The 26,521-nt window shown below is 63.5% G+C and carries 22 protein-coding genes and 1 tRNA gene; 13 read left to right on the top strand and 10 right to left on the bottom strand.

All coding sequences use genetic code 11. The features are described 5' to 3' along the window. The first annotated feature begins 15 nt into the window (after positions 1–15). Entirely contained in the window at positions 16–480 is a 465-nt protein-coding gene (locus tag CK219_RS08515) for an NfeD family protein (protein WP_095766329.1), read from the top strand. A gap of 56 nt (positions 481–536) precedes the next feature. Here CK219_RS08515 and CK219_RS08510 read toward each other — a convergent pair whose 3' ends face one another. Next, a complete protein-coding gene (locus CK219_RS08510; RefSeq protein ID WP_095766328.1) occupies positions 537–1,538 on the bottom strand; it encodes a KpsF/GutQ family sugar-phosphate isomerase in 1,002 nt (333 codons plus the stop codon). Positions 1,539–1,698: 160 nt separating this feature from the next. Here CK219_RS08510 and CK219_RS08505 point away from each other — a divergent pair, with 160 nt between their 5' ends. Then, a complete protein-coding gene (locus CK219_RS08505) occupies positions 1,699–3,492 on the top strand; it encodes an outer membrane beta-barrel protein (protein WP_176476967.1) in 1,794 nt (597 codons plus the stop codon). 157 nt (positions 3,493–3,649) lie between these two features. On the opposite strand, the gene galU is transcribed toward CK219_RS08505, so the two are convergent. Continuing rightward, the gene (gene galU, locus CK219_RS08500; RefSeq protein WP_095766327.1) at positions 3,650–4,555 is read right to left on the bottom strand and encodes a UTP--glucose-1-phosphate uridylyltransferase GalU; all 906 of its coding nucleotides are present in this window, start codon (positions 4,553–4,555) and stop codon (positions 3,650–3,652) included. 235 nt (positions 4,556–4,790) lie between these two features. On the opposite strand from galU, the gene CK219_RS08495 reads away from it, so the two are divergent. The 3 genes from CK219_RS08495 (at position 4,791) to CK219_RS08485 (ending at position 7,840) form a co-directional block, all read left to right on the top strand. Further along, positions 4,791–6,011, top strand: coding sequence for a lytic murein transglycosylase (locus tag CK219_RS08495; protein WP_095766703.1), 1,221 nt, complete (start codon positions 4,791–4,793; stop codon positions 6,009–6,011). Between the two features lie 112 nt (positions 6,012–6,123). Further along, positions 6,124–7,341, top strand: coding sequence for a DUF459 domain-containing protein (locus tag CK219_RS08490; protein ID WP_095766702.1), 1,218 nt, complete (start codon positions 6,124–6,126; stop codon positions 7,339–7,341). A 91-nt stretch (positions 7,342–7,432) separates the two neighbouring features. Continuing rightward, positions 7,433–7,840 carry an MAPEG family protein gene (locus CK219_RS08485; RefSeq protein ID WP_095766326.1) on the top strand — a complete coding sequence of 136 codons (408 nt, stop codon included), beginning with the start codon at positions 7,433–7,435 and terminating at the stop codon, positions 7,838–7,840. Between the two features lie 41 nt (positions 7,841–7,881). Here the strand turns inward: CK219_RS08485 and CK219_RS08480 are convergent, their stop codons facing one another. Both CK219_RS08480 and gltB read right to left on the bottom strand, forming a co-directional pair. Next, positions 7,882–9,336, bottom strand: coding sequence for a glutamate synthase subunit beta (locus tag CK219_RS08480; protein ID WP_095766325.1), 1,455 nt, complete (start codon positions 9,334–9,336; stop codon positions 7,882–7,884). Positions 9,337–9,478: 142 nt separating this feature from the next. Continuing rightward, a complete protein-coding gene (gene gltB, locus CK219_RS08475) occupies positions 9,479–14,215 on the bottom strand; it encodes a glutamate synthase large subunit (RefSeq protein ID WP_095766324.1) in 4,737 nt (1,578 codons plus the stop codon). A gap of 490 nt (positions 14,216–14,705) precedes the next feature. Between gltB and CK219_RS08470 the strand changes: the two genes are divergently transcribed. Then, on the top strand, positions 14,706–15,755 hold the full coding sequence (locus tag CK219_RS08470; RefSeq protein ID WP_095766323.1) for a low specificity L-threonine aldolase: 1,050 nt from the start codon (positions 14,706–14,708) through the stop codon (positions 15,753–15,755). Positions 15,756–15,780: 25 nt separating this feature from the next. Continuing rightward, entirely contained in the window at positions 15,781–16,674 is an 894-nt protein-coding gene (locus tag CK219_RS08465) for an MBL fold metallo-hydrolase (protein WP_095766322.1), read from the top strand. Between the two features lie 10 nt (positions 16,675–16,684). On the opposite strand, the gene CK219_RS08460 is transcribed toward CK219_RS08465, so the two are convergent. Beyond that, positions 16,685–17,437, bottom strand: coding sequence for a sulfite exporter TauE/SafE family protein (locus CK219_RS08460; protein ID WP_095766321.1), 753 nt, complete (start codon positions 17,435–17,437; stop codon positions 16,685–16,687). Between the two features lie 135 nt (positions 17,438–17,572). Further along, on the bottom strand, positions 17,573–18,040 hold the full coding sequence (locus CK219_RS08455; protein ID WP_095766320.1) for an Hsp20 family protein: 468 nt from the start codon (positions 18,038–18,040) through the stop codon (positions 17,573–17,575). A 614-nt stretch (positions 18,041–18,654) separates the two neighbouring features. Between CK219_RS08455 and CK219_RS08450 the strand changes: the two genes are divergently transcribed. The 3 genes from CK219_RS08450 to CK219_RS08440 all read left to right on the top strand — a co-directional run bounded on the left by CK219_RS08450 (position 18,655) and on the right by CK219_RS08440 (position 20,358). Continuing rightward, entirely contained in the window at positions 18,655–19,611 is a 957-nt protein-coding gene (locus tag CK219_RS08450) for an alpha/beta hydrolase (RefSeq protein ID WP_095766319.1), read from the top strand. 295 nt (positions 19,612–19,906) lie between these two features. Beyond that, positions 19,907–20,173: a hypothetical protein gene (locus CK219_RS08445; protein ID WP_141245314.1), complete on the top strand. Its 267-nt coding sequence runs from the start codon at positions 19,907–19,909 to the stop codon at positions 20,171–20,173. Continuing rightward, positions 20,173–20,358 (top strand): hypothetical protein, encoded by a 186-nt coding sequence (locus CK219_RS08440; protein ID WP_095766317.1) that lies wholly within the window; start codon positions 20,173–20,175, stop codon positions 20,356–20,358. Before CK219_RS08445 ends, CK219_RS08440 begins: the two co-directional genes overlap by 1 nt. A 58-nt stretch (positions 20,359–20,416) precedes the next feature. Here CK219_RS08440 and hisN read toward each other — a convergent pair whose 3' ends face one another. Then, positions 20,417–21,190, bottom strand: a complete 774-nt coding sequence (gene hisN / locus CK219_RS08435) for a histidinol-phosphatase (protein ID WP_095766701.1) — start codon at positions 21,188–21,190, stop codon at positions 20,417–20,419. 356 nt (positions 21,191–21,546) lie between these two features. Next, positions 21,547–22,503 carry an N-formylglutamate amidohydrolase gene (locus tag CK219_RS08430; protein WP_095766700.1) on the bottom strand — a complete coding sequence of 319 codons (957 nt, stop codon included), beginning with the start codon at positions 22,501–22,503 and terminating at the stop codon, positions 21,547–21,549. A 150-nt stretch (positions 22,504–22,653) separates the two neighbouring features. Here CK219_RS08430 and CK219_RS08425 point away from each other — a divergent pair, with 150 nt between their 5' ends. The 3 genes from CK219_RS08425 (at position 22,654) to CK219_RS08415 (ending at position 24,088) form a co-directional block, all read left to right on the top strand. Then, positions 22,654–23,016, top strand: a complete 363-nt coding sequence (locus tag CK219_RS08425) for a response regulator (protein ID WP_006199474.1) — start codon at positions 22,654–22,656, stop codon at positions 23,014–23,016. A 115-nt stretch (positions 23,017–23,131) separates the two neighbouring features. Beyond that, positions 23,132–23,206, top strand: a tRNA-Val gene (locus tag CK219_RS08420). Between the two features lie 213 nt (positions 23,207–23,419). Beyond that, positions 23,420–24,088, top strand: a complete 669-nt coding sequence (locus CK219_RS08415; RefSeq protein ID WP_095766316.1) for an outer membrane protein — start codon at positions 23,420–23,422, stop codon at positions 24,086–24,088. A 41-nt stretch (positions 24,089–24,129) separates the two neighbouring features. On the opposite strand, the gene CK219_RS08410 is transcribed toward CK219_RS08415, so the two are convergent. Both CK219_RS08410 and CK219_RS08405 read right to left on the bottom strand, forming a co-directional pair. Further along, positions 24,130–25,560, bottom strand: coding sequence for a hypothetical protein (locus CK219_RS08410; protein ID WP_245340425.1), 1,431 nt, complete (start codon positions 25,558–25,560; stop codon positions 24,130–24,132). After that, complete coding sequence (locus CK219_RS08405; RefSeq protein WP_095766315.1) at positions 25,547–26,515, bottom strand: GDP-L-fucose synthase; 969 nt, start codon at positions 26,513–26,515, stop codon at positions 25,547–25,549. Before CK219_RS08405 ends, CK219_RS08410 begins: the two co-directional genes overlap by 14 nt. Between the last annotated feature and the right edge of the window lie 6 nt (positions 26,516–26,521).

Below are 26,521 nucleotides of genomic sequence, written 5' to 3'. Positions count from 1 at the left end.
TAGGAGGCTGCTCCCATGTTCGACCGTATCGTTTCCGAGCTCGGCCCGTGGAACTGGATGGTTCTGGGCTTCGTGCTCCTGGTGATGGAGATCGTCGCGCCGGGCGTCTTCATGCTGTGGATCGGCATCGCCGCGCTCATCGTCGGCGCCGTGTCGCTGGCGATATGGGACGCCGCTTTCTGGACCTGGCAGGTGCAGGTGCTGGCGTTCCTGATCCTGTCGCTGATCTCGGCTTTCGTCGGCAAGAAGCTGATGGCCGGCCGCCACGACGATGCCGACCAGCCGCTGCTCAACCGCCGCGGCGCGCAGATGGTGGGCAAGCTGGCGACGCTGGCCGAGCCGATCAAGGACGGCCGCGGCCGCATCAAGCTCGGCGACACGCTGTGGCGCGTTTCCGGTCCTGACCTCCCTGCCGGCACGCAAGTGCGCGTTGTCGGCGCCGCCGACACCGACCTGGAGCTGACGGTCGAGGCGGCTTGAACCGAGACAGGTATCGGACAGGCTGAGACTAAGGCAATTCCTGGAAAAGTGCGTGGCTAGGCTGCGCCAATGCGCAGCAGGTCGTGGAAGTGAACTACGCCCACCGGCATTTTGTCTTTGGTCACGACCAGCGCGCCGATATTGTGCTCGTTGAGCATGGCGATCGCCGTGCCCGCCAGCGTCTGCGGATCGATCGTCTTGGGCGTGCGGGTCATGACCTCATCGACGGTCACGTCGGCCAGATTGCGATGCAGATTGCGTGCAACGTCGCCGTCGGTCACGATCCCGACCAGTTTGCCGCTCGCATCGACAATGCAGACGCACCCGACTTTCTTCTGCGACAGCGTCATCACCGCTTCCGGCATCTTGGTGCCGAGCAGGGCGAGCGGCACCTGATCGCCGGTCCGCATGATCTCCGACACCAGGGTCAGATTGGCGCCAAGCTGCCCGCCGGGGTGCAAGGTTCGGAAGTGATCCGGCGTGAAGCCCCGCGCTTCGAGCAGAGCGATAGCCAACGCGTCGCCCAGCACGAGTTGGAGAAGGGTCGATGTCGTCGGTGCCAGCCCGTGCGGACAAGCCTCGGGCACGACCGGCAGCAGCAAGACCACATCGGCCGCACGCGCCAGCGCCGAGCTCTCGCCGGAAGTAATGGCGATCAGCGGGATGGAAAAACGCCTCGAATAGGCGACGATGCCCATCAATTCCTTGCTTTCGCCCGACCAAGACATGGCGATGATGGCGTCGTCCTTGGCGATCATGCCGAGATCGCCGTGATTGGCCTCGGCGGGATGGACGAAAAAGGCTGGCGTGCCGGTCGAGGCAAGCGTCGCGGCGATCTTGGCGCCGATATGCCCGCTCTTGCCGACGCCCGTGACGATGACGCGGCCCTCGATCCGCGAGATCAGGTCGATCGCGGCGGCAAAAGGCTCGGTCAGCCCGTTTGCGAGCGCGGCGGCCAGGGCCGCCACGCCGGTCTGCTCCGTCGCCACCGTTCTCAGCGCCGATTCGATCACGGCCTGCCTGTCCGGCTGCTTTCTCTCTGGGGACCCCGCATGCATGGCGCAAGCGATTAGCGCTTTGCCGCGCCCCTGTCCAACGGAATTGCCCTCAACCTCCGATTGGGGAGGCTCAGAGGCGGCTCTCTCAACCCTCCGTTAACCATCCGCATTTACGGTTCGGTAAGTATGGCGCAACCGCGCCGCGCAAGCAGTGGTGACGATGTCCGGGGGCCAGCCTGAAACGAAAATCGGTCGGAAGGGCATTGCCGTTGCAGCACTGCTGCTGACAGCAAGCGCGCTAGCCTTGCTGCGTCCCGCGCCGGCATTCTCCCAGGAAACCGAGCTGCGCGGCGAGGTCTCCGAATCGGCCATACTCGCCGACCAGCAGCGCAAGGCCAGGCAGTTGCGGGCGCGGGAATCGCAGGGTCAGACCCCGCCCGCCGCCGCTGCCGTCCAGGACACGGCATCGACGACCTATCAGCCGTCAAGCCCCGGCGCCGTTCCCGATGACGATCAGACGGCGGGCGCGACGGACAGCATCTTCGACCAGCCGCAGGCAACGGATGATCCATTGGCCGATACGAAGGCTCCGGTAAAACCCCGCCGACCTTCGACGGCAAAGCAGCGTGCTCAGGACGCCAAGGCCGGCACCAAAACCGCCGACAAGAAAAAGGCCAAGAAGAAAACCGGCGAAGCGACGGACAGCACGACCACCGCCGCGACCGCCGGCACAGGCAACCGGACCGACGCCGCGGCCACCGGCGATGAAGACGGCAGCAACCGCCGTGCCGTCACCATCGACAGCGTCGACAAGCAGAAGCTGGACCCCGGTCAGGAGCGCACCGCCTCCATAGAAGGCCTGAAAGTCAAGCCGGAGGAGGATCCCTTCGCCGCGCCGGGCATCAAGGTCGGCACCTTTCTCTTCCGGCCGACGCTCGAGCAGGGCTTCACCGCGACCTCCAATGCCGATTCCAGCAGCACCGGCAAATCGGCGGTTCTGTCCGAGACGGCGCTGCGCTTCACCGCGACCTCCGACTGGCGCGAGAATTCGGCTTTGATTACCGGCTACGGCCAGTTCCGCAACACCGTCTCTGGCCAGAAGATTAACGACGCGCAGGGCCGTATCGAGGGTCAGCTCAATGTTGACCTCGACAACGAGCTGCGCGCCATCGCCAAGCTGGGCTACGAGGCCGCGCCAGAATCGGCCTCCTCGCCGGATGCGATCGCCGGTGTCACCCAACAGCCGCTGCGCCAGACCGTCGACGGCAGCCTCGGTCTCGAAAAGAGTGTCGGCAAGATGCGCTACGCGCTGACCGGCGCGGTCTCGCATGATTTCTACGGCGATGCCGAACTCTCCGACGGCACCACCGTTTCGCAGAAGGATCGCGACTCCACGCTCTATACCGCGACCTTGCGCACCGGTTACGAGATTTCGCCGGCGCTGACGCCGTTCACGGAAGTCGAGGCCGGGCGGCGCCTCTATGACCTGCGCGTCGACACCGACGGCTTCGAGCGATCCTCGACCAGGCTTGGCGCGCGCGCCGGGCTCGAGCTCGACATGGGCGAGAAGCTGTCCGGCGAATTTTCCGTCGGCTGGCTGCGCGAGGCGATCGACGACAACCGCCTTCCGGCGGTAGCGGGTCCGAGCATCGATGCCGACCTCAAATGGTCGCCCGAGCGCGGCACCACTATAGGCCTGACCGGCAAGACCAGGGTCGAAACAACCACGACGGCTAATGAGAGCGGCGATATCCTCTACTCCGGCCGTCTGACCGGCGAGCGCCAGATCCGCGCCAATCTCACGGCGAACTCGGCGCTCGGCCTCGACTGGCGCGATTACACCGGCTCCGACGGCCACGATTTGATCCTGAGCGCCGAGGCCGGGCTGACCTGGTGGTTGAACCGCTATGCCGGGGTCACCACCAGGGTAAGGACGGAGAAGCTGACCAGCAATCTGCCTGGCCGAGACTATACGACCAACAGTGTCTATCTCGGCCTGAAGGTCCAGCGCTGAAGGCAGCAACCGCCAAGCCTATGCCGAGATTCAGGTGAGGCCGAGTCGAGAACGGTGACTTCCGAGAACCGGAGCGGAGCGTACTCAAAGTACGTGAGCACCGGAAGCGCAGGAAACTGCCGTTCGCAGACCGGCCTCACCTGAATATCGGCATAGGCTAAGACGCGGCGCCGCGCCGCTCTACCGGCCGCACCTCGTCCAGCAGCGTGCGGATGACGCCGGCCATGCTTCCGTTCATGTCGCTACGCCAGAGCGCGAAGGCGACATTGGCCTCGACGAAACCTTCCGGCGAGCCGCAATCGAACGTGCGCCCCTTGTAGTGATAGCCGTAGAAGGGCTGCTCTTTCTCCAGCTTCAGCATCGCGTCGGTCAGCTGGATCTCGTTGCCGGCGCCACGCTCCTGGCTCTCCAGGATGCCGAAGATTTCCGGCTGCAGGATGTAGCGGCCGTTGATGAAGAGATTGGAGGGCGCGGTCCCCTGTTTCGGCTTCTCCACCATGCCGGTGATGCGGAAGCCGTAATGCGCGTCCTCGCCGCGGCCGACGATGCCGTATTTATGCGCTTCCGCCGGATCGCATTCCTGCACGGCGACGATATTGTTGCCGGTCTCGGCATAGAGTTCGACCATACTCCTCGTGCAGCTCTTTTCCGACTGCATGATCATGTCCGGCAGAAGCAAGGCGAACGGCTCCTCGCCGACCAGCTCGCGGGCGCACCAGACGGCGTGGCCAAGGCCCATCGGCACCTGCTGGCGCGTGAAGCTCGTCTGTCCCGGCGCCGGCTGCAGCCGCTGCAGATGGGCGAGCTGATCGTCCTTGCCGCGCTGGGCAAGCGTGTCATACAGCTCGAACTGTACGTCGAAATGGTCCTCGATGACCGCCTTGTTGCGTCCGGTCACGAAGATGAAATGCTCGATGCCGGCCTCGCGTGCCTCATCGACCACATATTGGATGACCGGCCGGTCGACGACGGTGAGCATTTCCTTCGGGATGGCCTTGGTGGCCGGAAGAAACCGCGTGCCGAGGCCGGCGACCGGGAAAACTGCCTTGCGAACGCGCTTCATGCTGACACCCCCTGCGTTTCAGCCAATTATCCGCTCGGCGGCACGCTCCGCAATCCCCCAAACATTTCCCGACGGAAATCATTTTCACGCCGGAATGTTGGATTAAGGGCGAGCAGTGAACGTGAGAACTAAAAGCCGCGACACCTCTTTTCGTTCCCCGGGGGACCTATGGTAAACCAAATGCTAACCCGGTTCGGCGTTGAATGATCTTCCTGATTTGACGAAGGAGGAAATGATGTCCGTTCGCAACACCGCGAGGCGCCTGACGGCACTGGCGACGGCCGCCGGCCTCACGCTGGCCTTGCTGATGCCCGCCGGACCCGCTTTGGCCGATGCCGGATTCCGCCAGTGGGTCTCGGATTTCCGCGCAACCGCGGTGGCGGGCGGCGTTTCGGGGGCGGTCTACGATCAGTCCATGAGAGGCATCGAGCCCGACCCGGTCGTGCTGGAAAAGGCCCGCACCCAGCCGGAATTCACCGCGCCCGCCTGGGACTATTTCGACAACCGCGTGCACGACCAGGCAGTCGCCAACGGCCAGGCGATGGCGAAGAAATGGAGGCCGTGGCTCGATCGCATCGAGGCGCGGTTCGGTGTCGACCGCAACATCCTTTTGGCCATCTGGTCGATGGAATCGAACTATGGCGAGACGCTCAAGCGCGACGACATCATGCGCAACGTCGTCCGCTCGCTGGCGACGCTTGCCTATGGCGATCCGAAGCGCTCGAAATATGCCCGCACCCAACTGATCGCGGCCTTGAAGATCCTGCAGACCGGCGACATCGATGAAAGCCATCTGATGGGCTCCTGGGCAGGCGCGATGGGCCAGACCCAATTCATCCCGACCAGCTACCAGCGCTATGCGGTCGACATGGACGGCAATGGCAAGCGCGACATCTGGAGTTCGATCCCCGACGCGCTGGCGACCTCCGCCAATCTGCTCAAGAAGAACGGCTGGCAGGCCGGCAAGACCTGGGGCTATGAGGTCTCCATACCGGCCGGCAAATTGCCCGGCGGCCCAAAGACGATCGCCCAATGGCAGGCGCTCGGCGTCGTCAGGGCCGGCGGCAAGCCGTTCAAGAACCTGACCGACAAGGCGACGTTGAAAGTGCCGGACGGCCGGGGTGGACCCGCCTTCCTGATGATCAGGAATTTCTCCGTCATCAAGGCCTATAACAACGCCGACAAATACGCTTTGGCCGTGGGCCTTCTGGCCGACGAGATCGCCGGCGGCACCGGCCTGGTGCAGGACTGGCAGCGGCCTTTCACCAAGCTAAGCTTCGAGGAACGGCAGGAACTGCAGAAGCGGCTTTCAGATCACGGCTACTATGACGGCAAGTTCGACGGCAAGATCGGCGATGGCTCGAAAGCCGCCATCATGGCCTACCAGGCCAAGGTCGGCTTGAACCAGGATGGCTATCCGAGCCTGGAAGTGCTCAAATGGCTCCGCAAGCAGTAAAGCCTGGGGAAGCGCCAGCATCCTCTCAAAGACGGCAAGGATGCTGTAGCGCTTCGGCTTGCGCATGACTTTCCCACGTCTTCCGGTCATGCGCCAAGGGATGGAGAGGTGTTTGGTTTCGGTCGCGCGTATCAGGCAGGGCATTCGCCGGGCGCCGATCCTGATTCTCGCCCTGGCCGTGCTCGTCGTCACTGCCGCGGGCGCTTTCCACGCACCGGCATTCGCGCAGGAGGAAAGCCGCGGCTGGTCGTTGCGTGACCTTCTGTTCCCGCGCCGCAGCGAACGGGTCGAGCCACCGTTCGAAATCCAGAAATCAAGGCCGAAACCGAAGAAGAAATCCAAGCCGCGCCCGCCGGCCGAGCCGGAAACGCCGGTCGTCGAGAAGACGAACGACGCCCATGTCGTGCTGGTGGTCGGCGATTTTCTGGCGGGCGGGCTGGCCGAGGGCCTGGACACCGCCTTTGCCGACAATCCCGCCGTCAGGATCGTCGCCCGCGCCAACGGGTCGTCGGGCTTCGTTCGCGACGATTTCTATAACTGGCCGGTCGAGATCAAGTCACTGATCGAGACCGAGAAGCCGTCGGCCGTGATCGTCATGCTGGGCTCCAATGACCGCCAGCAGATGCGGGTCGGCGAGGTGCGCGAGCAGCCGCGCTCGGAGAACTGGACCAAGGAATACGAGCGCCGCGCCGATGCGCTCGGCAAGGGCATCCAGGACACCAAGGTGCCGTTCCTATGGATCGGCATGCCGGCTTTCGGTGTGTCGAAGATGAACTCGGACATGCTCGCCTTCAACGACATCTACCATTCGGTCGCCGAAAAGCATGGCGGCGAATTCGTCGACGTCTGGGACGGCTTCGTCGACGAGAACGGCGCTTTCGTCACCTCCGGCCCGGACATCAACGGCCAGCCTGTTCGCCTGCGTTCCGATGACGGCATCAACGTCACCAAGGCCGGCAAGCGCAAGCTCGCCTTCTATGCGGAAAAGCCGCTGGCGAAGATCCTGGGCCTGGCGGCGCCCGGAAGCGTCACGACCGTGTCGGCGCCGGCCGGCGCTCCGGTCGAGGCGCCGAAACCGGCCGCGGCGCCCGTCATCGTCGACCGCACCGCGCCGATGCTTCTCGGCGACCCGGCGCTCGACGGCGGCACCGAGCTGCTCGGCGCCGCGCAGCCGGCCAGGGCCGATCCGAACCTGCCAGGCGAAAAACTGATCGTCGAAGGCAAGGCGCCCGCCGCCTCGCCGGGCCGCGCCGACGATTTTTCGTGGCCGCCGAAGACGCAGCCGGCGACAGCAACTGTCGAGTCGGACCCCACGCCCGCCAGCCCTTAATCGACGTCCATCGGATTCGTCGGGAGGAGCGATTTCACGCCAGGCCGAACAATGGCATTGTTCTATTCGGCTGGGATTACAGGGGGCGAACATGTCGGCGACGGGCTATGCCTTGCTTGGGTTCGTAACTTGGACCCTCCTCCTGCTTGTATGGATGGAGATCCTGCGCACCTGTCTTGTGGTGAGTGGGCGCATCCCGGCAAATGGCTTCACGCCGGATAACGCAGGTCTTTCGCCCTTTTTGCAGCGGCTTGCGCGAGCCCACGCAAATTGCATTGAGGGACTCCCGATATTCGGGGGCCTCATGGGCGTGGCCATGATGACTTCGCGGACGGGGATCACCGACCCACTTGCATACTGGTTTATCGCCGCGCGGCTAATCCAGTCGGCCATTCATCTGGCATCGACAAGTCCAAACGCGGTCAAGGCTCGATTTTCCGCGTTCGCGATCCAGATGGCCATCGGCCTCTACTGGGCGGTAAAGCTGCTGGCCGGTTAGACGCTTCAAGAAGCTTACGGCTCAGTGAGTGCTTTGAAGCCTTACCGCGGCAGCACCGTCGATCCCATCAGCGCCTCGTCGATCGAGCGCGCCGCCTGGCGGCCCTCGCGGATCGCCCACACCACCAGCGACTGGCCGCGGCGCACGTCGCCCGCCGCATAGAGCTTGTCGACGCTGGTCCTGTAGTCGCGATCGTTGGCCTCGACATTGTTCGAGCGGCGGCTGTCGGTGACGACCTTGATCTTGCCGTCGAGCTCCTTCATCAGGCTGTCGCCCGCCGGACCGGCGAAGCCGATGGCGATGAAGGCGAGATCGGCGCGGATGACGAACTCGCTGCCGGCGATCGGCTTGCGCTTGTCGTCGACCTCGCAGCAGCGCACGCCGGTCAGCTGGCCTTCCTCGCCGATGAACTCGAGCGTCGCCACCTGGAATTCGCGCTCGGCGCCCTCGGCCTGCGAGGAGGACGTGCGCATTTTCGTCGCCCAGTAGGGCCAGACGGCAAGCTTGTCTTCCTTCTCCGGCGGCTGCGGGCGGATGTCGAGCTGCGTCACGCGCACCGCGCCCTGGCGGAAGGCGGTGCCGATGCAGTCGGACGCGGTGTCGCCGCCGCCGACGACCACGACATGCTGGCCACCGGCAATGATCGGGTGCGAGGGCCAGGCCACCGACTGGATCGGCTCGCCGCCGACGCGGCGGTTCTGCTGCACCAGGTAGGGCATGGCGTCATAGACTCCGCTGAGGTCGCTGCCCGGAATGCCGGCCGGACGCGGCGTCTCCGAACCGCCGCAATAGAGCACAGCGTCGAATTCCCCGAGCAGATCGGCCGCTTTCATGTCGACGCCGACATTGACGCCGCAATGGAAGGTCACGCCCTCGCCCTGCATCTGCTCGATGCGCCGGTCGATATAGTGCTTCTCGATCTTGAAGTCCGGTATGCCGTAGCGCATCAGCCCGCCGGGGCGGCTTTCGCGCTCATAGACATGCACGTCATGACCGGCGCGCCCGAGCTGCTGCGCCGCTGCCATGCCGGCCGGGCCTGAGCCGATGACGGCAACGCGCTTGCCGGTCTTCTTCTCCGGCGGATAGGGCCGGATGTGGCCGGTCTCATATGCCTTGTCGGCGATCGCCTGCTCGACCGTCTTGATGGCGACCGGAATGTCCTCGAGATTCAGCGTGCAGGCTTCCTCGCAAGGCGCGGGGCAGATGCGGCCGGTGAACTCCGGGAAATTGTTGGTCGAGTGCAGGTTGCGGATCGCGCTGTCCCAGTCGCCATTGTAGACGAGGTCGTTCCAGTCCGGGATCTGGTTGTGGATCGGGCAGCCGGTCGGCCCATGGCAGAACGGAATGCCGCAATCCATGCAGCGCGCGGCCTGTTTCTCAACCTCCTTGTCAGACATCGGCAGCGTGAATTCGCGGAAATGCCGGATGCGGTCGGAGGCCGGCTGGTACTTGTGCACCTGCCGGTCGATCTCGAGAAAGCCTGTTACCTTGCCCATAGTCCAGTCCCTGCTGTCCGAAGGCACGCTTTTGCAGCGCACCCGTTAACCCCATAAGGCTGCCGTGGCAACCTTCGTTCCGAGGTCAGGATTGTTGGTGAGGAGGCCGGCCGGAAAGTCATCTTTCCGGCCATGCCCGAAACTATTCCGCCGCCACGCTCATGCGCATGCGTTCCATCTCGATCAGCGCGCGGCGATACTCCACCGGCATGATTTTCCGGAATTTCGGCCGGAAGTTCTGCCAATCGTCGAGGATTTCGCGGCCGCGTACCGAACCGGTGAAATGCACGTGGTTCGAGATCAGCTGGTAGAGCCGTTCCTCGTCATGGCTGGTCATGTCGCCCGACACGTCGACGCGGCCCTTGTGGTCGAGGTCGCCGCCGTGATGGAGCAGCTTCTCCATCAGGTCGTCCTCTTCCGGGACAGGCTCGAGCTCGACCATCGCCATGTTGCAGCGCTCGGCGAAATCGCCCTTCTCGTCCAGCACATAGGCGACGCCGCCCGACATGCCGGCCGCGAAGTTGCGCCCGGTCTTGCCGAGCACGACGACGATGCCGCCGGTCATGTATTCGCAGCCGTGGTCGCCGACGCCCTCGACGACGGCCGCCACGCCGGAATTGCGCACCGCGAAACGCTCGCCGGCGACGCCGGCGAAATACGCCTCGCCTTCGGTGGCGCCGTAGAGCACCGTGTTGCCGACGATGATCGAGTCCGCCGCGACGATCTTGGCCTCTTGCGGCGGCCGGATGACGATGCGGCCGCCCGACAGGCCCTTGCCGACATAGTCATTGCCGGCGCCGACCAGCTCGAAGGAGACGCCGCGCGCCAGGAAGGCGGCGAAGGATTGGCCGGCGGTGCCGGTCAGCTTCACCTTGATCGTGTCCTCGCGCAGGCCCTTGTGCTTGAAACGCTTGGCGACTTCACCCGACAGCATGGCGCCGACAGAGCGGTCGACGTTGCGGATCGGCAGCTCGATGGTGACCGGCTGCTTGGCGTCCAGCGCCGGCTTCGCCAGCTCGATCAGCTTGCGGTCGAGCACGTCGTCGATCGGATGCTTCTGCCGCTCGGTCCAGTGCAGCGCCTCGTGCGGCGCGTCCGGCTTGAAGAACATCTTCGAGAAGTCGAGCCCGCGCGCCTTCCAGTGTTGGATGACGTCGCGCTTTTCCAGGAGATCGGTGTCGCCGATGATCTGGTCGATATGGGTGAAGCCCATGTCGGCAAGCAGCGCCCGCACCTCTTCCGCCACGTAGAAGAAGAAGTTGATGACGTGCTCCGGCGTGCCCTTGAAGCGCTTGCGCAACACCGGGTCCTGCGTCGCCACGCCGACCGGGCAGGTGTTGAGGTGGCACTTGCGCATCATGATGCAGCCGGCCGCGATCAGCGGCGCGGTCGAGAAGCCGAACTCGTCGGCGCCGAGCAGCGCGCCGATGATGACGTCGCGCCCGGTGCGCAGGCCGCCATCGACCTGCAGCGCGACGCGTGAGCGCAAGCCGTTGAGCACCAGCGTCTGATGTGTTTCGGCAAGGCCCATTTCCCACGGGCTGCCGGCATGCTTGAGCGAGGTCAGCGGCGAAGCGCCGGTGCCGCCGTCATAGCCTGAGATGGTGATGTGGTCGGCGCGCGCCTTGGCGACGCCCGCCGCGACCGTGCCGACGCCGACCTCCGACACCAGCTTGACCGAGACGTCGGCCGCCGGATTGACGTTCTTCAGGTCGTAGATCAGCTGCGCCAGATCCTCGATCGAATAGATGTCGTGATGCGGCGGCGGCGAGATCAGGCCGACGCCGGGTGTCGAGTGCCGGACCTTGGCGATAGTCGCGTCGACCTTGTGTCCGGGCAGCTGGCCGCCCTCGCCGGGCTTGGCGCCCTGCGCAACCTTGATCTGCATGACGTCGGAATTGACCAGATATTCCGCCGTGACGCCGAAGCGCCCCGAAGCGACCTGCTTGATCGCAGAGCGTTCCGGGTTCTTGCCGCCGCCGGGCAGCGGCAGATAGCGGTCGGCCTCTTCGCCGCCCTCGCCGGTGTTGGACTTGCCGCCGATGGCGTTCATGGCGCGCGCCAGGGTGGTGTGCGCTTCCCTGGAGATCGAGCCGAACGACATCGCCCCGGTCGAGAAGCGCTTGACGATCTCGGCCGCCGGCATGACGTCCTCGATCGCGACCTTCTTGCGGCCGGTCTCTTCCGCTGTTCTGATCTTGAACAGGCCGCGAATGGTCTGGGCGCGAGCGGTCGCGCTGTCGATCTGCGCCGAATAGTCCTTGAACGTGTCCCAGGAGCCCTGCCGCACGGCGTGCTGCAGGCTGGCGACGGCATCGGGCGACCACATATGCGCCTCGCCGCGCATGCGGAACATGTACTCGCCGCCGACCTCGAGGTTGTTGCGCAGCACCGGATCGCTGCCGAAGGCGTCGCTGTGGCGGCTGAGCGTCTCGGTGGCGATCTCGTCCAGGCCGACGCCTTCGATCAGCGTCGCTGTGCCGGTGAAATACTTCTCGACGAAGTCTGACTTCAGCCCGATGGCGTCGAAGATCTGCGCGCCGCAATAGGACTGGTAGGTCGAGATGCCCATCTTGGACATCACCTTGAGGATGCCCTTGCCGATCGACTTGATGTAGCGCGAGACCACCTCGTATTCGTCGACCTCTTCCGGCAGCTCGCCACGCTTGTGCATGTCGAGCAGCGTGTCGAAGGCGAGATAGGGATTGATCGCCTCGGCGCCGTAGCCTGCCAGGCAGCAGAAATGATGCACCTCGCGCGGCTCGCCGGATTCCACCACGAGGCCGACCGCGGTGCGCAGGCCCTTGCGGATCAGGTGATGATGCACGGCCGCCGTCGCCAGCAGCGATGGGATCGCGATGCGGTCCGGGCCGACCTGGCGGTCGGACAGGATGATGATGTTGTAGCCGCCGGCGACCGCCGCCTCCGCGCGCTCGCAGAGCCGGTCGATGGCGCCCTGCATGCCGGCGGCGCCCTCGTTCGAGCCGTAGGTGATGTCGATCGTCTTGGTGTCGAAACGGTCCTCGGTGTGGCCGATCGAGCGGATCTTCTCCAGATCGCCATTGGTCAGGATCGGCTGGCGCACTTCGAGCCGCTTGCGGCGCGACGTGCCGACGAGGTCGAAGATGTTGGGCCGCGGCCCGATGAACGATACCAGGCTCATCACTAGCTCCTCGCGGATCGGGTCGATCGGCGGGTTGGTGACCTGGGCGAAGTTCTGCTTGAAATAGGTGTAGAGCAGCTTCGACTTGTCCGACATCGCCGAGATCGGCGTGTCGGTCCCCATCGAGCCGACGGCTTCCTGGCCGGTGGTGGCCATCGGCGCCATCAGAAGCTTGGTGTCTTCCTGCGTGTAGCCGAAGGACTGCTGGCGATCGAGCAGGCTGACATCCTTGCGCAGCGCGCGCGGCTCGACCGGCTTCAGATCTTCCAGGATCAGCTGCGTGTTGGCGAGCCAGGTCTTGTAGGGGTGCCTGGTCGCGATCTCCGACTTGATCTCCTCGTCGGAGACGATGCGGCCCTTGGCGAGATCGATGAGCAGCATGCGGCCGGGCTGCAGCCGCCACTTCTGCACGATCTTTTCCTCCGGCACCGGCAGCGCGCCGGCCTCCGACGCCATGATGACGCGGTCGTCGTCGGTGACGATATAGCGCGCCGGGCGCAGGCCGTTGCGGTCGAGCGTAGCGCCGATCTGGCGGCCGTCGGTGAAGACCACCGCCGCCGGTCCGTCCCACGGCTCCATCAGCGCCGCATGGTACTCGTAAAAAGCCTTGCGGTCGGCGTCCATGAGCTTGTTGCCGGCCCAGGCTTCCGGGATCAGCATCATCATGGCGTGGGTGAGCGAGTAGCCGCCCTGGAACAGGAACTCGAGCGCGTTGTCGAAGCACGCCGTGTCCGACTGGCCTTCATAGGAGATCGGCCAGAGCTTCGAGATGTTGTTGCCGAACAGCTCGGAATCGACCGAGGCCTGGCGCGCCGCCATCCAGTTGTTGTTGCCGCGCACGGTGTTGATCTCGCCGTTATGCGCGACCATGCGATAGGGATGCGCCAGCTTCCATGACGGGAAGGTGTTGGTCGAGAAGCGCTGGTGAACCAGGATCAGCGCCGTTTCGAAGCGCGTATCCTTGAGGTCCTTGTAATAGGCGCCGACCTGATAGGCCAGGAACATGCCCTTGTAGACGATGGTGCGCGCCGACAGCGACACGCAATAGGCGCCGACATCCTTGTTGTCGTTCTCGGCATAGATGCGGCCCGAGATCACCTTGCGCAGCAGGTAAAGCCGCGCCTCATATTCCTCGTCGTCCGGGATGTCGGCCGTGCGGCCGATGAACACCTGCCGATGGAACGGCTCGGACGCCACGATGTCCGGCGCCTTCGACAGCGACGAATTGTCGACCGGCACGTCGCGGAAGCCGATAAGCGGCAGCCCTTCCGACTGCGCCGATTCGGCGATGATCTCTTCGATATGGGCGCGCAGCGCCGCGTCTTGCGGCATGAACCAATGGCCTACGCCGTATTGACCGGCCGGCGGCAGTTCGACGCCCACGACCGCCATTTCTTCGCGGAAGAAAGCGTCCGGGATCTGCACCAGCACGCCGGCGCCGTCGCCGACCAGCGGATCGGCGCCGACGGCGCCGCGATGGGTGAGGTTTTCCAGCATCGCCAGACCGTCCTCGACGATCCCGTGCGACTTCACGCCCTTCATATTGGCGATGAAGCCGACGCCGCAGGCGTCGTGCTCGTTGCGCGGATCATAGAGGCCCTGCGCGGTCATGCCGTTGGCGGTTCGCAGCCCTTTGGCCAGGACGGTATTTTTAACGGCTGCCGCTTTCGTCTGCGCGGCCTGGCCGTTGATCGCAGATGGCGTCAGTTCCGTCATCGTCCTATCCTCCGTTCTCCACCTTGGCCCCGACTGTCTCAGGACGCTGGTTTGCCTTGGGAAGCATGATGCTTCCCCTTCATGTTGCTGCACGTCTCGCGAAATCCACCGAACCAAACGGCTATACGCCCGGTTCGCATCCGGTATCGTACAGGCCAGAGCCGGGCCGTCTACCCGCCGCTCGCGACAATGGCCGGAATGGCAGCGATGATACGCCAGTCCGGCCTGTTTTGTGCGACAAAATAAGACAGCACTACTGTCCTAAATTTTTTATGGCAGAAATCAGACAGCCGCACAAGACCGATTCACAAAAAACTTGGGCGTGCCACGACACAAAATTTCGTGAAAGGCGTCGGAAACGCAAGCTTTGGTCCAGGCATTTTGGCGTCGATTGCTGGCTTCACCGCTTCGCCGACGATTGGCCCTTGCGCTTCGACTGCCGAAGCGGTCAAGTCCCGCCACTTTCGCCGATCACGATACGGATTTCTCGATGTTCTTTGCATCCGACAACTGGGCGGGCGTCCATCCCGACATTTCGGCCAACCTGTCGCGCCACGCCGCAGGCATCGCGACCGCCTATGGCGACGGCGATCTTGACCGCGCCGTCTATCGTCGCTTCAACGAGATCTTCGAGCGCGAGGTGCAGGTCTTCTTCGTCGCGACCGGCACGGCGGCCAACGCGCTTTCGATGGCTGCGTTGAACCGCATCGGCGGTATCGCGCTTTGCCATTACGAAGCGCATATGAATGTCGACGAGTTCGGCGCGATGGGTTTCTACACCGGCGGCGCGCGCATGGCGCCGGTGGCGGGACCGCTGGGGCGCATGACCCCGGAGGCTCTCGACCGGACCATCAAGCGATATTCGCAGGACCTGGCCCCCGCCGGCCAGCCGATGGCGGTCACCGTGACCCAGGCGACCGAGGTCGGCACGGTCTACAGCGTCGACGATGTCAAGGCGATCGCCGAGGTCAGCCGCCGCCACAAGCTGCCGCTGCACATGGACGGCGCGCGCTTCGCCAATGCGATTGCAGCGACCGGCGTCAGCCCGGCCGAAATGACCTGGAAGAGCGGCGTCGATCTTATCTCCTTCGGCGGCACCAAGAATGGCTGCTGGATGGCCGATGCGGTCGTGGTTCTCAATCCGGATGCCAGCAAGGATCTGCGCCTGCTGCGCCAGCGCGCCGGACAGACTTTTTCCAAGGCCCGCTTCATCTCGGCCCAGTTCGAGGCCTATTTCACCGACGATCTGTGGTTGAGGATGGCAGGCCACGCCAATGCGATGGCCGCGCATCTGGCCGAGACGATCGAGGATGCGCCGGCCGGCAAGCTCGCCTGGCTGCCGCAGGCCAACGAAGTGTTTGCCATCCTCGGTCGGGCCACCGCGGAAAAGCTGCAAGCGGCCGGCGCCAAATTCTACGAGTGGGGCGTGCCGCAGGGGTTCGATGGCCACCTCGGCGACAATGAAGCGATCTACCGCTTCGTCGCCAGCTTCGCCACCACGAAGCAAGAGATCGACCGTCTCGGCCAGTTGCTTGGCTGAGCTTGCGGCACTCGGGAGCAGCCAGATGACCAAGCCGTCTCTCGGCTCGACGATGCGGCTGGCCCGTCCGGCGCCGAACGTGCTGGGCTTCTATGACGGCCGCATCGAAGGCGTTCGCATCTGGTCGGACGAGCCGAATTGGCTTGACGACGGCGCTTACACGCTTGGCATCTGCACCTATGCGATCGTCGATGGGTCGCAGGCGCTTGTCTATGACACGCACATATCCCTGCCCCATGCCCGCTTCATCCGGAAAACCCTCCAAGAGATGGGCGTGACCTCGATCCGCGTCGTGCTCAGCCACTGGCATGACGACCATATCGCCGGCAACGAGGTGTTTGAGGATTGCGAGATCATCGCCAACCGCCTCACCGCCTTGGCGCTCGAACGCGGCCGGGCCGACATCGAGGGCGGTAATCCGCCGATCAAGCCGCTTGTGCTGCCCAACAGAGTTTTCGACAACAGCCTCAGCCTGACGGTCGGGGCGGTCCCCATCGAACTGCGCCAGGTCGAGATCCACAGCCATGACGGCACGGTGCTGCTGATGCCCGACGCCGGCCTGCTTTTGGCAGGCGACACGCTGGAAGACTCCGTCACCTATGTGTCGGAGCCGGAGCGCCTGAGCGAGCATCTGGTCGACCTTGGGCGCATGTCCAGTTGGCAGTTCGACCGGATCCTGCCCAACCACGGTTCCTTTGAGGCGATCGAAGCCGGCGGCTATGACAGAAGCTTCATCGATGCCACCGAGGCTTACGTCCGAAAGCTGCTTGCCTGCCGGCAAGACCCCGACCTAGCCAAGCAGGATCTGCGGACCTTCGGCGCCGAGATTTTCGCCACCACGGCGACCGAGTATTTCGCGCCATACGAAGCCGTTCACCGGCGGAATCTCGAAGCCGTTCTTGCGGCAAATAATAAGTAGTCCCCTGCAGCTAGGCCACAAAGGGCCGCAGCAACAACTCGACGCCGAGCAGGACCAGAAAAATCAGGAACCAGCGGCGAAAAGTTGCCGGGCTGATCTTCCGGCGAAGGATTTGCCCCAGCCACATGCCGAGCAGGGCCGGCAGCACGGCAAGCGAGGACATCGCCAGATGTCCCGCCTCGAAGACGCCATGCGAGGCAAGGCCCAGCGCCAGGGCGATCGTCGACACCGTGAAGGAAAGACCGAGCGCCTGGATCAGATCGTCCCGGCTCAAGCCCAGCGCCTGGATGTAAGGCACGGCAGGCACTACGAAGACGCCGGTGCCGCCCGTGACCAGGCCGGTGAGGAAACCCACGGCCGGCGACGACCAGTGCTCGCTTTTCTCGGGAACGACAGGCTGCCGCGCGAGCAGGCTATAGGCGGCATAGACGATCAATGCCGCGCCGAGGCCGGCGGTCGTCCATTTGACATTGTCGCTGGCGAGCAGCCGCGAGCCGGCGATCGTGCCGATCAGAATGCCCGCCATCATCAGCCAAAGCCGGCGCAGGACCGCCGAAAAACTCGGGCCGGCGAAAAGCTGCCAGAGATTGGTGACGAAGGACGGCACGATCAGCAGCGACGCCGCGGTCACCGGCGGCATGATGGTGCCAAGCAATCCCATGGCCAGCGTCGGCAGGCCCATGCCGGTGACGCCCTTGACGATACCGGCGAGCAGGAAAGTGATTGCAACGGTGAGTGTCAGCAGCAGGGAAAAATCGGACATCGCCCTTCATGATCCGCCGCTGCATGCTTCAAAAGAGCCAGAACGGCGCGTTGCCGGTGGCACAATAAAAAGCGGCGCCTCGCGGCGCCGCTTTCGTCTCGGGAGGGAGACGTTGTCTACTACGGGCCCCGCGGGTTACGCGGCGGCCTTGGTTTCGATCTGCTTGGCCTTGTCCGCGGACGAGGTGATCGCGATCTTGCGCGGCTTCAGTTCCTCGGGAATGTTGCGCTTGAGGTCGACGAAGAGCAGGCCGTTCTTCAGCGTGGCGCCTTCCACTTCGACGTGGTCGGCGAGCTGGAAGCGGCGCTCGAAGGACCTCGAGGCGATGCCGCGGTAAAGCAGCTCGGAACCCTCGCTGTTGTTCTCTTCCTTGCGCTCGCCCTTGACGGTCAGCACGTTGCGGTGGGCTTCGATCGAAATCTCGTCTTCCGAGAAGCCGGCAACGGCCATCGAGATGCGATAGGCGTTCTCGCCCGTGCGCTCGATATTATAGGGCGGATAGGTCTGCGCGGTCTCGGGCTGGCCGAGCGAATCGAGCATGGTGAACAGCCGGTCGAAGCCGACGGTCGAACGATAAAGCGGGGAAAAATCAACGTGACGCATGAGTGTTCTCCTTTTGAGCAACATGGTTTGCGTATGACCCGGTGCGAAACCCTCGAAAGGCGTTCGGGATAGGCCAGCGGCCCCGACATCGGCGGCCACAACCTTCATTTGGGAAGCTCAAAAAGCCATTTCAAGGTTTTCCTTGGTCGCAATGCAGCCACGTTCATGAACGGTGGATGAACCACGGCTTCGGCATCCGTTCAGTCATGCGGCATTAGGCTTTGGTCAAGTTCGAGCAATTCCAGGAAAAGTGTGAAGCGGTTTTCCGTCCGGAATTGCGTCAAGACAGAGAGACAAGCGGCGCCCCCCTTCCCTGCGCCGCGACGAGGCCGAACCGGGTGCAACGTCCCTTCCTCCCGGATCGACAGAGGCCGGAAGTGCACCGAGGCACTTCCGGCCTTCCCCGCGCTACAGCGCCGCGCGTCCTCTGGACGCGCTAAGGACGCAGTAGCCTTTTGATTTCGCGCATGATCCTTTCCGAAATCGATTCCGGTTTTCGGGGGTCATGCGCGGCAACTGCGTAAATCCTCGCAACGCCTTTGCTTTTGCCGCCTGGCCGTCTATCACCATGCCGACGCCTCGCCCGTCCGGGCAAAAAACAAGCAAGACGCCGCATGACGGATCTTTTCCATCTGACCGAGGACAATCCCGCGCCGCAGAATGCCGCGGGCGGCTTCTTCACCACACGCGACGGCAAGAAGATCCGCTATGGCGTCTTTGCCGCTGTCAGCCGCCCGCTGCAGGGCACGGTGGTTCTGCTGACCGGGCGCAACGAATGCATCGAGAAATATTTCGAGACCATCCGCGATCTCGCCGATCGCGGCTTCGGCGTCGCCATCCTCGACTGGCGCGGCCAGGGCGATTCCAGCCGCCTGCTGCGTGACCGCCAGCGCGGCTATGTCCGCAGCTTCCGTGACTATACGCGCGATCTCGAGCAATTCTTCGAAGAAATCGTGCTGCCCGACTGCCGCGGCCCCTATTACATCCTCGCGCATTCCACGGGCGCGGTGATTGCGCTGCTTGCCTCGCCGTCGATGGTCAACCGGGTGCGACGCATGGTGCTGCTGGCTCCTTTTCTCGAGGTGCCGGACCTGCCGGTCTCGATCGCCACGGTCCGGCGCGTCTGCACGGTTTTCTGCGCGCTGGGTCTCGGCCGGCTCTATGCCGCGCTCGGTCCGCGCCCGAAAGTGCCGCCCGCTTTCGAGGTGAACAAGGTGACCTCGGATGCTGCGCGCTACCGGCGCAATGTCGGAATCTACGAGGCCTGGCCGCAGCTCGCGCTCGGCGGTCCAACCATCCGCTGGCTGAGGGCCGCCGCCGCGGCCGCGAAAGCCGTCAGCGATCCGGATTTCATGGCAAGGGTGAAGGTGCCGATGCTGATCGTCGCCGCCGGCGCCGACCGGGTGGTCTCGACCAAGGCGGTGGAGGCCTATGCCAGGAAACTGCGCGTCGGCTCGCTGTTGATGATTGACGGCGCGCAACACGAGATCCTGCAGGAGAAGGACATCTACCGCGAGCAGCTCCTGGCGGCTTTCGACGCCTTCATCCCCGGCACGGGTGATGCCATCTGACGCCAGGTGGTGGGCGGCGGCAGCCGGTGACGCCTTGCGGCCGGGACACGAGCTTCACGGCCGGTGGGTTCGCGCCCTCGCCGCTCGGTCCGCCAAGTCTCGGCTGAACGCTGCCGGCATCGCCGGCACGTCACCTGCATAGTCATTGCCGATCCTGCAGCAAACGCGGGCGGAACCGGCTTGACTGGAAGGCGCGCCCGCGCGGGAGCGACACCTCGTTTCCGCCAAGGCACGGAGCGCTAGATACCTTCCGGGCGCCATGCGCCAGCCGACAGTGCCGGGAGGAGGAACGGACATGAACGCATCGCTGTCACGTCAGGGACATCGCCTGTTGCAGATCGGCGTCGCCCTGCTGCTGTTTTCGTCGTTCGAAGGATTTGCAATCCCGTACCTCGCCGCACCGCGCCTGGGGCTGTCGGCGCATACGCTCAGCGGCCTGGAAGCCGTTCTCCTGCTGGCGCTGGGTCTCCTTTGGGAGAGGCTCAGTCTCAGCGTCGCCGCATCGCGGGTTGCGTTCTGGCTTCTGATCTATTCGGCTCTTGCCATTCTGGCCGCCACGTGATGGCGAGCGTCTGGGGTGCCGGCAACGAGACGATGCCCCTGGCGGCCGGAGCCTTCCACGGCAGCGCCTTTCAGGAGACGGCGATCAAGGGCATCGGATATTCGTCGGCGCCAACCGGCCTCATTGCTTTCGCGCTCATTCTGTGGGGCTTGCGCCTTGCAGAGCCTTCGTCAACCGAGAGCTAGAGCGCGCCGCAGTCTTGCACCGGCTTTGCATGAAACGGTCTCTTGGGCCGCCTGGTGCTCAGCCGCGCAGCGCCGCCATCGCTGCCGCGTGAAGCTCGGGCGTCGCTGCCGCCAATATATCGCCGCCCTTCTCCGCCGGCCCGCCTTCGAAAGTGGTGATGACGCCGCCGGCCTTCTCGATGATCGGGATCAGCGCGACGATGTCGTAGGGCTTCAGGCCCGGGTCGGCGACGATGTCGATGCTGCCGGCCGCCAGCATGGCGAAGGCGTAGCAATCGGTGCCGTAGCGGGCTAGCTGCACCTTTGTCTCGAACTGGTCATAGCGCTTGCGCGCATCGCCCTGGAACAATGCCGGCGTAGTCGTGAACAGCGTCGCTTGCGCGAGTTCGGTCGTCTTGCGGGTCGCGAGCCGGCGCGGGCCGCCAGGTCCTTCATAATGCGACCCGGAAGTGTTGGCGTAAAACAGCTCACCGGTGAAGGGTTGCGACATCATGCCGGCGACCGCCTCGCCGTCGACGGTCAGCCCGACCAGCGTTCCCCAGACCGGGATGCCGGAAATGAAGGCGCGGGTGCCGTCGATCGGGTCGATCACCCAGACATGTCGGCTGGCGAGGTTGTGGCTGCCATGCTCCTCGCCGAGGATGCCGTGCTCGGGATATTCGGACGAAATCAGCGCCCGGATCGCGCGTTCGGCTTCGCGATCGGCCTCGGTTACCGGATCGAAGCTTCCCGCAAGCTTGTTGGTGACCGCCCCCTGGCTGCGGAAGCGCGGCAAGGTTTCGGCGGCGGCGGCATGCGCGATGCGCCGCATGAAATCGGTGCTGATATCCAAGTCGCTCTCCCCCATCGCGGCCGTTGCCGGCCGCTCTTGCTCGCGGAACAGGCGCGCCGAAGACCGGTCAGATGCCCGTTTTCTGTTGCCCGAATGTCACATCTGAGCCGCCGAAGCGGAATTTCCACATCATATTGAATTAAAAAAGCCCGCTGTCGATTGACATTTGTGCGGCGCACAATAATTTTGTCATCGGACAGGTTTTCCTGTCCATGCCCTCCTTGGGCGTTTCCTCCCTAGACTTCGACCGTGTCGTGAAAACGATGCGGTCTTTTTTTCAGGCAATTCCGGGAAAGTGTGAAGCGGTTTTCCGTCCGGAATTGCGTATACAAGAACTCGGCGCGCCAACCGCGCCGTCATTCCGCCGCAAGCGGCAAATCGACGAAATGGTGGTCGGGCATCGACATCAGGTCGGCCGAGAAGCGGGTCAGGTCGCAGGCCAAGGCGTCGAAGCCGGCCGATTTCTGGAACGTCCGCTCGTCCATGTAAAGCCCGCGATTGACCTCGATCTGCAACGCATGCAGATGCCGCGCCGGCCTGCCGTAATGTTCGGTGATGAACCCTCCCGCATAGGGCTTGTTGTGCGCGACGGTGTAGCCCATGCGGACAAGCAGGCCGATGGCCATCTCGGTGAGCGCCGGCGAGGCCGAAATTCCGAACCGATCGCCGATGATGAAGTCGGGCCGCACGCCGTTGTCGCCGACGCGTATGCTGGCCGGCATCGAGTGGCAGTCGATCAGCACGGCATAGCCGAACCTGGCATGCGTTCTGGTCAGGAGCCGCTTCAGCGTCTCGTGATAAGGCTTGTACACCGCTTCGATGCGCGCCACGGCCTCAGCCAGCGGCAGGCGGCCGGGATAGATATCGAGGCCTTCGCCGACAAGCTTCGGCACCGTGCCCAGCCCGCCGGCGACACGCGCCGACCGGATGTTGCAGAAGGACGGGACCGGCTCCGCGAACATGCGCGGATCGAGTTCCCACGGCTCGCGGTTGACATCGAGATAGGCGCGCGGAAAATTGGCCGCCAGCAGTGGCGCGCCGAGCGGCACGGCGCCGCCGAAAAGCTCCTCGACATAGCAGTCCTCCGACCGGCGGATGGCGTTGCGGTCAAGCCGCGCCATGGCCAGGAAGCGCTCCGGATAGTGGCGGCCGCTATGCGGTGAGTTGAACAGGAAAGGGACGCGCTGCTCGGCGCCCGATCGGATTTCGAAGGGTGGGACGACCGAAAAATCCTCGGCTGCCGTTTTCAATTTGCACGAACCAGGAAACAGCACTGCATCATGACGTAAAACTTGCCACCTTGCGTGCGGCATGTCCAGCATTTCGGGCGACGAAACCGCAGCTTGAACCGGATGCGGGACGCCCTTCATTCACTTGATGTTTACCGACACATCCTCATATACAGCATGGTTAACAGCCTTGCCCGGCGGCAGGCTTGGGGCGGGTGATTCGGACGGGATATGATGGCACGCATTCTGCTGGCGGAAGACGACGACGATATGCGCCGCTTCCTCGTCAAGGCGCTGGAACGCGCCGGCTACCAGGTAAGCGATTTCGACAATGGCGCCAGCGCCTATGAGCGGCTGCGCGAAGAGCCTTTTTCGCTGCTCCTGACCGACATCGTCATGCCGGAGATGGACGGCATCGAGCTTGCCCGCCGCGCCACCGAGATCGATCCGGACCTCAAAGTGATGTTCATCACAGGCTTTGCCGCAGTCGCGCTCAATCCGGATTCCAAGGCGCCCAAGGACGCCAAGGTGCTGTCGAAGCCCTTCCACCTGCGCGATCTCGTCAACGAGGTCGAGAAGATGCTGCAGGCGGCCTGAGCCACCTCGGCAGGCATCGACGATGCGCCGTGTCGATGCGACAAACGGAAGCCGTCTTTCCACATTCCCGCTATTGACGCGCCGGATCAAAAGTGGTGTATGCGCGGCTTCGGATGGGCGTGTAGCTCAGCGGGAGAGCACTGCATTGACATTGCAGGGGTCACAAGTTCAATCCTTGTCACGCCCACCATCCTTCCATTAAATTGGCCGATCTCCGCCAGTGGACCCCGCGCACACCGGCTGGGTATATTGCAGCCTCCGCCCGGCCTAGCCTCCGGTCTCGCGCGGCACGTCAGGCTAAGCTCCTCCAGCGCCACTGTTGCCGCTGTGTTACAGCGCAACCCCTGAAAGCCATGCTATCAACCCTTAGGTGCAATGGCGGATCGGGAGCGACAGGCGAATTATGAGGAAAGTTCTACTCACGTCGGCAATGCTTGTTGGGTTTTGTTCGTCAGCCTTTGCTGCGGATGCATTGTCGGTCGAGCCCACGTCCTACAATTGGACAGGCGCCTATATCGGCGCAGTGGCCGGCGTCAATTTTCTCCAGGGCGATGTGACGATCCCCAATAACGATCCTAGCGAATACGATGGTGATAGCACGTCGGCATCGGTTGGCGGCCAAGTAGGCTATCAATACCAGTTCGACAACAATTTCGTTCTCGGAGCGGAGGCCCGCCTGGTTGCGGTGTTCAACAAGAAGACGGTGCCGACAATCGACGCTGAAACGTTCGAGACCGCTGCCGATTGGCAAGGCGATATCGTTGCGAAGGCCGGATATGCGATGGGCAATTTCCTACCCTACGTTAAGGGCGGCGTGGCCTTCCTGCACCTGCACGATACCGGATATAGCGTTCTCGGTTTTGGCGATACCAAGTTTGACAGGACTTATACCGGCTGGACGATCGGTGTCGGCGCCGACTACGCGCTCAATGACAAATGGGTTGTCGGCCTTGATTACGCCTACGCGCATTTCTCGGACCATAATTTCCAAAACGACAGCGCGTTGGTTGGTCCAACATTCGTCAAGCCCAGCACCCATACGGTTTCTCTGAGTCTGAACTACCGCTTTTGATCTCCCTAATGCAGCCGCGGCAAAGACCGCAGCGGCGGTCCCTATATTCGAATCCCCGCCTTCCAGAGTCGCAGCCGCGCCTTCGCCAGAGGACCGGACTGAGGCGTCGTCAATGGCCGTATGTGCCGTTTGATTCTCTTGAACAAGGCATTGGCCGGTTCCGCATCCAGCGACTTCGCAATCATCCGCAGAGCCGGCTTCACCTTCCCGAATGTTGCATGGAGGATATGCGCCGAGCACGCCGCGGCGTAGGGATGCCCCTCTGCGGCCGCCGCGAAGAAGGACTCGAAATCCTTCGACATGACATCGCCGCGCCATGTCCGGCAGACCAGCACGCCAATCGCTCGCAACGGCATTGCGGGAGAGGCTTCGAACTGTCTTGTCATGAGCGCCTTCAAAACGGCTTCGCCGGACCGATAGTCGCGTTCGCGAAAAAAGGCCGCCGCGATTTTGAGCGGATAGACGTCGTTGTGCGGATCCAGCGCGTGAGCCTTTTCCAGGATGTCTCTTGCTCGCGCGGGATTGATTTGATCCTCGAGATCGAGAAACGCGGTTTGATAGCCGAAGGCCGCCTCGAGCGGGTGGTAATCGCCCTGATGTCGGCTGAGTTCGGCCAGAATCATTTCCGCGGCTCTCGAACCGTCGAACAAGGTTTTCGGATGGACGAGACCGACATCGCCCATCGTCGATGCGACGGACGCATAGACGCTGCCGCCTGCATAGATTTTCTGGCACCGCGCCATCAGCCTCATCTCGAAGAATGCCTTGAGCGTCTCATCTGCGAATTCCGCCGATCCCAGATCGTCGCCCAGCAAGGCTCCCGTTTCCGACCGCAGATATTCGAGCGTTTCACGATCCTGACCGATCAGAAGAGTTGTCAGGCCTTTTGACGAAAGCTCCGACGCGACAGCCTTGACCAAGGTCGAGGCCACTACCTTGTCGCTGAAATGCAGCATGAAGCGATACTTGCCGCGCACGATGTCGCCGCTGCGAAGATGCAAAGCGGCGATCGGCCCCGGAAACGGGCACTTGTCGGCGGCGTCGAGCGCCTGATTCACGGTCTTGGAAAAACCGAAACCTCGCAATGTCTCCGATCGTTGGACGAGTTGGGGTCCGCCCTGAAAATGATCCAGTATCTCAAACTCGTTGCAGATCCAGCCGCGAAACCTTCGCCGTGCCGCCGCGGCATCGAGACTGGCACGGCTAAAGGCTACCTCTCCGAGAACATCGAAACCCAATGGTTCGACCGTCTCCCCCAGCCAGTGCTTCTCGATGAAATCGGCGGAGAATATCTTGTCGACTTTCTCGACCGAGTGAAATTTATCGTCATGGATCGGCTTCCAGGCAAAGCCGAAGCGATAGCCGAGCGAGTCGGCAAGCGCCTTGGCGTTGACCATAGCCAGAAGCCGGCCGCCCAAACCGTCCTCCCTGGTCGCCGCGATGAGTTTCGATTGAGAATCATGCAGCGCCAAGACGGATATCGCCTTTCTCGACATGGTCGAGGAACCAGGCATAGGTCTGTTCCAATCCATCTCGAAGCGAATAGGCCGGCCTCCAGCCGGTCTTGAACAGGCGCGAGACGTCCATCAGCTTGCGCGGCATCCCGTCCGGCTTCGTCGGATCGAACGCGATCTCGGCGCCGGCGCCGACGACCGATACGACGGTGCCGGCAAGCTCCGCGATGGTGATGTCCTCACCGCTGCCGACATTGACGTGGCCGTCGCCGGAATAAGTCTTCAAAAGCCAGACAAAGGCGTCGGCGGCGTCGTCGACATGCAGGAATTCTCGCATCGGCCGGCCCGAACCCCACACCTGCAGGGTCTTTTGACCGGTTAGCTTCGCCATATGCGCCTTGCGCATCAGCGCAGGCACGACATGACTGCTGTCGAGGTCGAAATTATCGCCCGGACCATAGAGATTTGTCGGCATGGCCGAGATGTAGTCGACGCTATGTTGGCGCCGGTAGGCCTGGCAAAGTTTCAACCCGGCGATCTTGGCGACGGCGTACCATTCGTTTGTGGGTTCGAGCGGGCCGGTGAGCAGCGCGTCTTCCGGGATCGGCTGCGGCGCAAGCTTCGGATAGATGCAGGACGAGCCCAGGAACAGGAGCTTCTGCACCCCGCTGCGAAAGGCGGCCTCGACGACATTGGTCTGCACGACGAGGTTTTCGTAAAGGAAATCCACCGGGAAGCTGTCATTGGCCAGGATGCCGCCGACCTTGGCGGCCGCCATGATCACCGCGTCGGGCCGCCGGTCCTCCATCCAGCGGCGCACGCCGGCCTGGTCGAGAAGGTCGAGCTCGCTGCGCGCCACGGTCACGATCTCGCAATCCTCGCCGGCCAGGCGGCGCATCAGGGCCGAGCCGACCATGCCGCGGTGGCCGGCAATGAAAATGCGCTTTCCTTTGAGATCGAAACTCTTGTCCATAAGCGC

Source organism: Mesorhizobium sp. WSM4313, assembly GCF_002294725.1.
Taxonomy (GTDB): domain Bacteria; phylum Pseudomonadota; class Alphaproteobacteria; order Rhizobiales; family Rhizobiaceae; genus Mesorhizobium.
Note: the sequence above shows the minus strand (reverse complement) of the source record. Positions and strands in the feature narration are given on the sequence as shown.

Coding starts and splice junctions, on each gene's coding strand:
- CK219_RS08515 (WP_095766329.1), top strand. CDS start 16: ATGTTCGACCGTATCGTTTCCGAGCTCGGCCCGTGGAACTGGATGGTT.
- CK219_RS08510 (WP_095766328.1), bottom strand. CDS start 1,538: ATGCATGCGGGGTCCCCAGAGAGAAAGCAGCCGGACAGGCAGGCCGTG.
- CK219_RS08505 (WP_176476967.1), top strand. CDS start 1,699: ATGTCCGGGGGCCAGCCTGAAACGAAAATCGGTCGGAAGGGCATTGCC.
- galU (WP_095766327.1), bottom strand. CDS start 4,555: ATGAAGCGCGTTCGCAAGGCAGTTTTCCCGGTCGCCGGCCTCGGCACG.
- CK219_RS08495 (WP_095766703.1), top strand. CDS start 4,791: ATGTCCGTTCGCAACACCGCGAGGCGCCTGACGGCACTGGCGACGGCC.
- CK219_RS08485 (WP_095766326.1), top strand. CDS start 7,433: ATGTCGGCGACGGGCTATGCCTTGCTTGGGTTCGTAACTTGGACCCTC.
- CK219_RS08480 (WP_095766325.1), bottom strand. CDS start 9,336: ATGGGCAAGGTAACAGGCTTTCTCGAGATCGACCGGCAGGTGCACAAG.
- gltB (WP_095766324.1), bottom strand. CDS start 14,215: ATGACGGAACTGACGCCATCTGCGATCAACGGCCAGGCCGCGCAGACG.
- CK219_RS08470 (WP_095766323.1), top strand. CDS start 14,706: ATGTTCTTTGCATCCGACAACTGGGCGGGCGTCCATCCCGACATTTCG.
- CK219_RS08465 (WP_095766322.1), top strand. CDS start 15,781: ATGACCAAGCCGTCTCTCGGCTCGACGATGCGGCTGGCCCGTCCGGCG.
- CK219_RS08460 (WP_095766321.1), bottom strand. CDS start 17,437: ATGTCCGATTTTTCCCTGCTGCTGACACTCACCGTTGCAATCACTTTC.
- CK219_RS08455 (WP_095766320.1), bottom strand. CDS start 18,040: ATGCGTCACGTTGATTTTTCCCCGCTTTATCGTTCGACCGTCGGCTTC.
- CK219_RS08450 (WP_095766319.1), top strand. CDS start 18,655: ATGACGGATCTTTTCCATCTGACCGAGGACAATCCCGCGCCGCAGAAT.
- CK219_RS08445 (WP_141245314.1), top strand. CDS start 19,907: ATGAACGCATCGCTGTCACGTCAGGGACATCGCCTGTTGCAGATCGGC.
- CK219_RS08440 (WP_095766317.1), top strand. CDS start 20,173: ATGGCGAGCGTCTGGGGTGCCGGCAACGAGACGATGCCCCTGGCGGCC.
- CK219_RS08430 (WP_095766700.1), bottom strand. CDS start 22,503: ATGCCGCACGCAAGGTGGCAAGTTTTACGTCATGATGCAGTGCTGTTT.
- CK219_RS08425 (WP_006199474.1), top strand. CDS start 22,654: ATGGCACGCATTCTGCTGGCGGAAGACGACGACGATATGCGCCGCTTC.
- CK219_RS08415 (WP_095766316.1), top strand. CDS start 23,420: ATGAGGAAAGTTCTACTCACGTCGGCAATGCTTGTTGGGTTTTGTTCG.
- CK219_RS08405 (WP_095766315.1), bottom strand. CDS start 26,515: ATGGACAAGAGTTTCGATCTCAAAGGAAAGCGCATTTTCATTGCCGGC.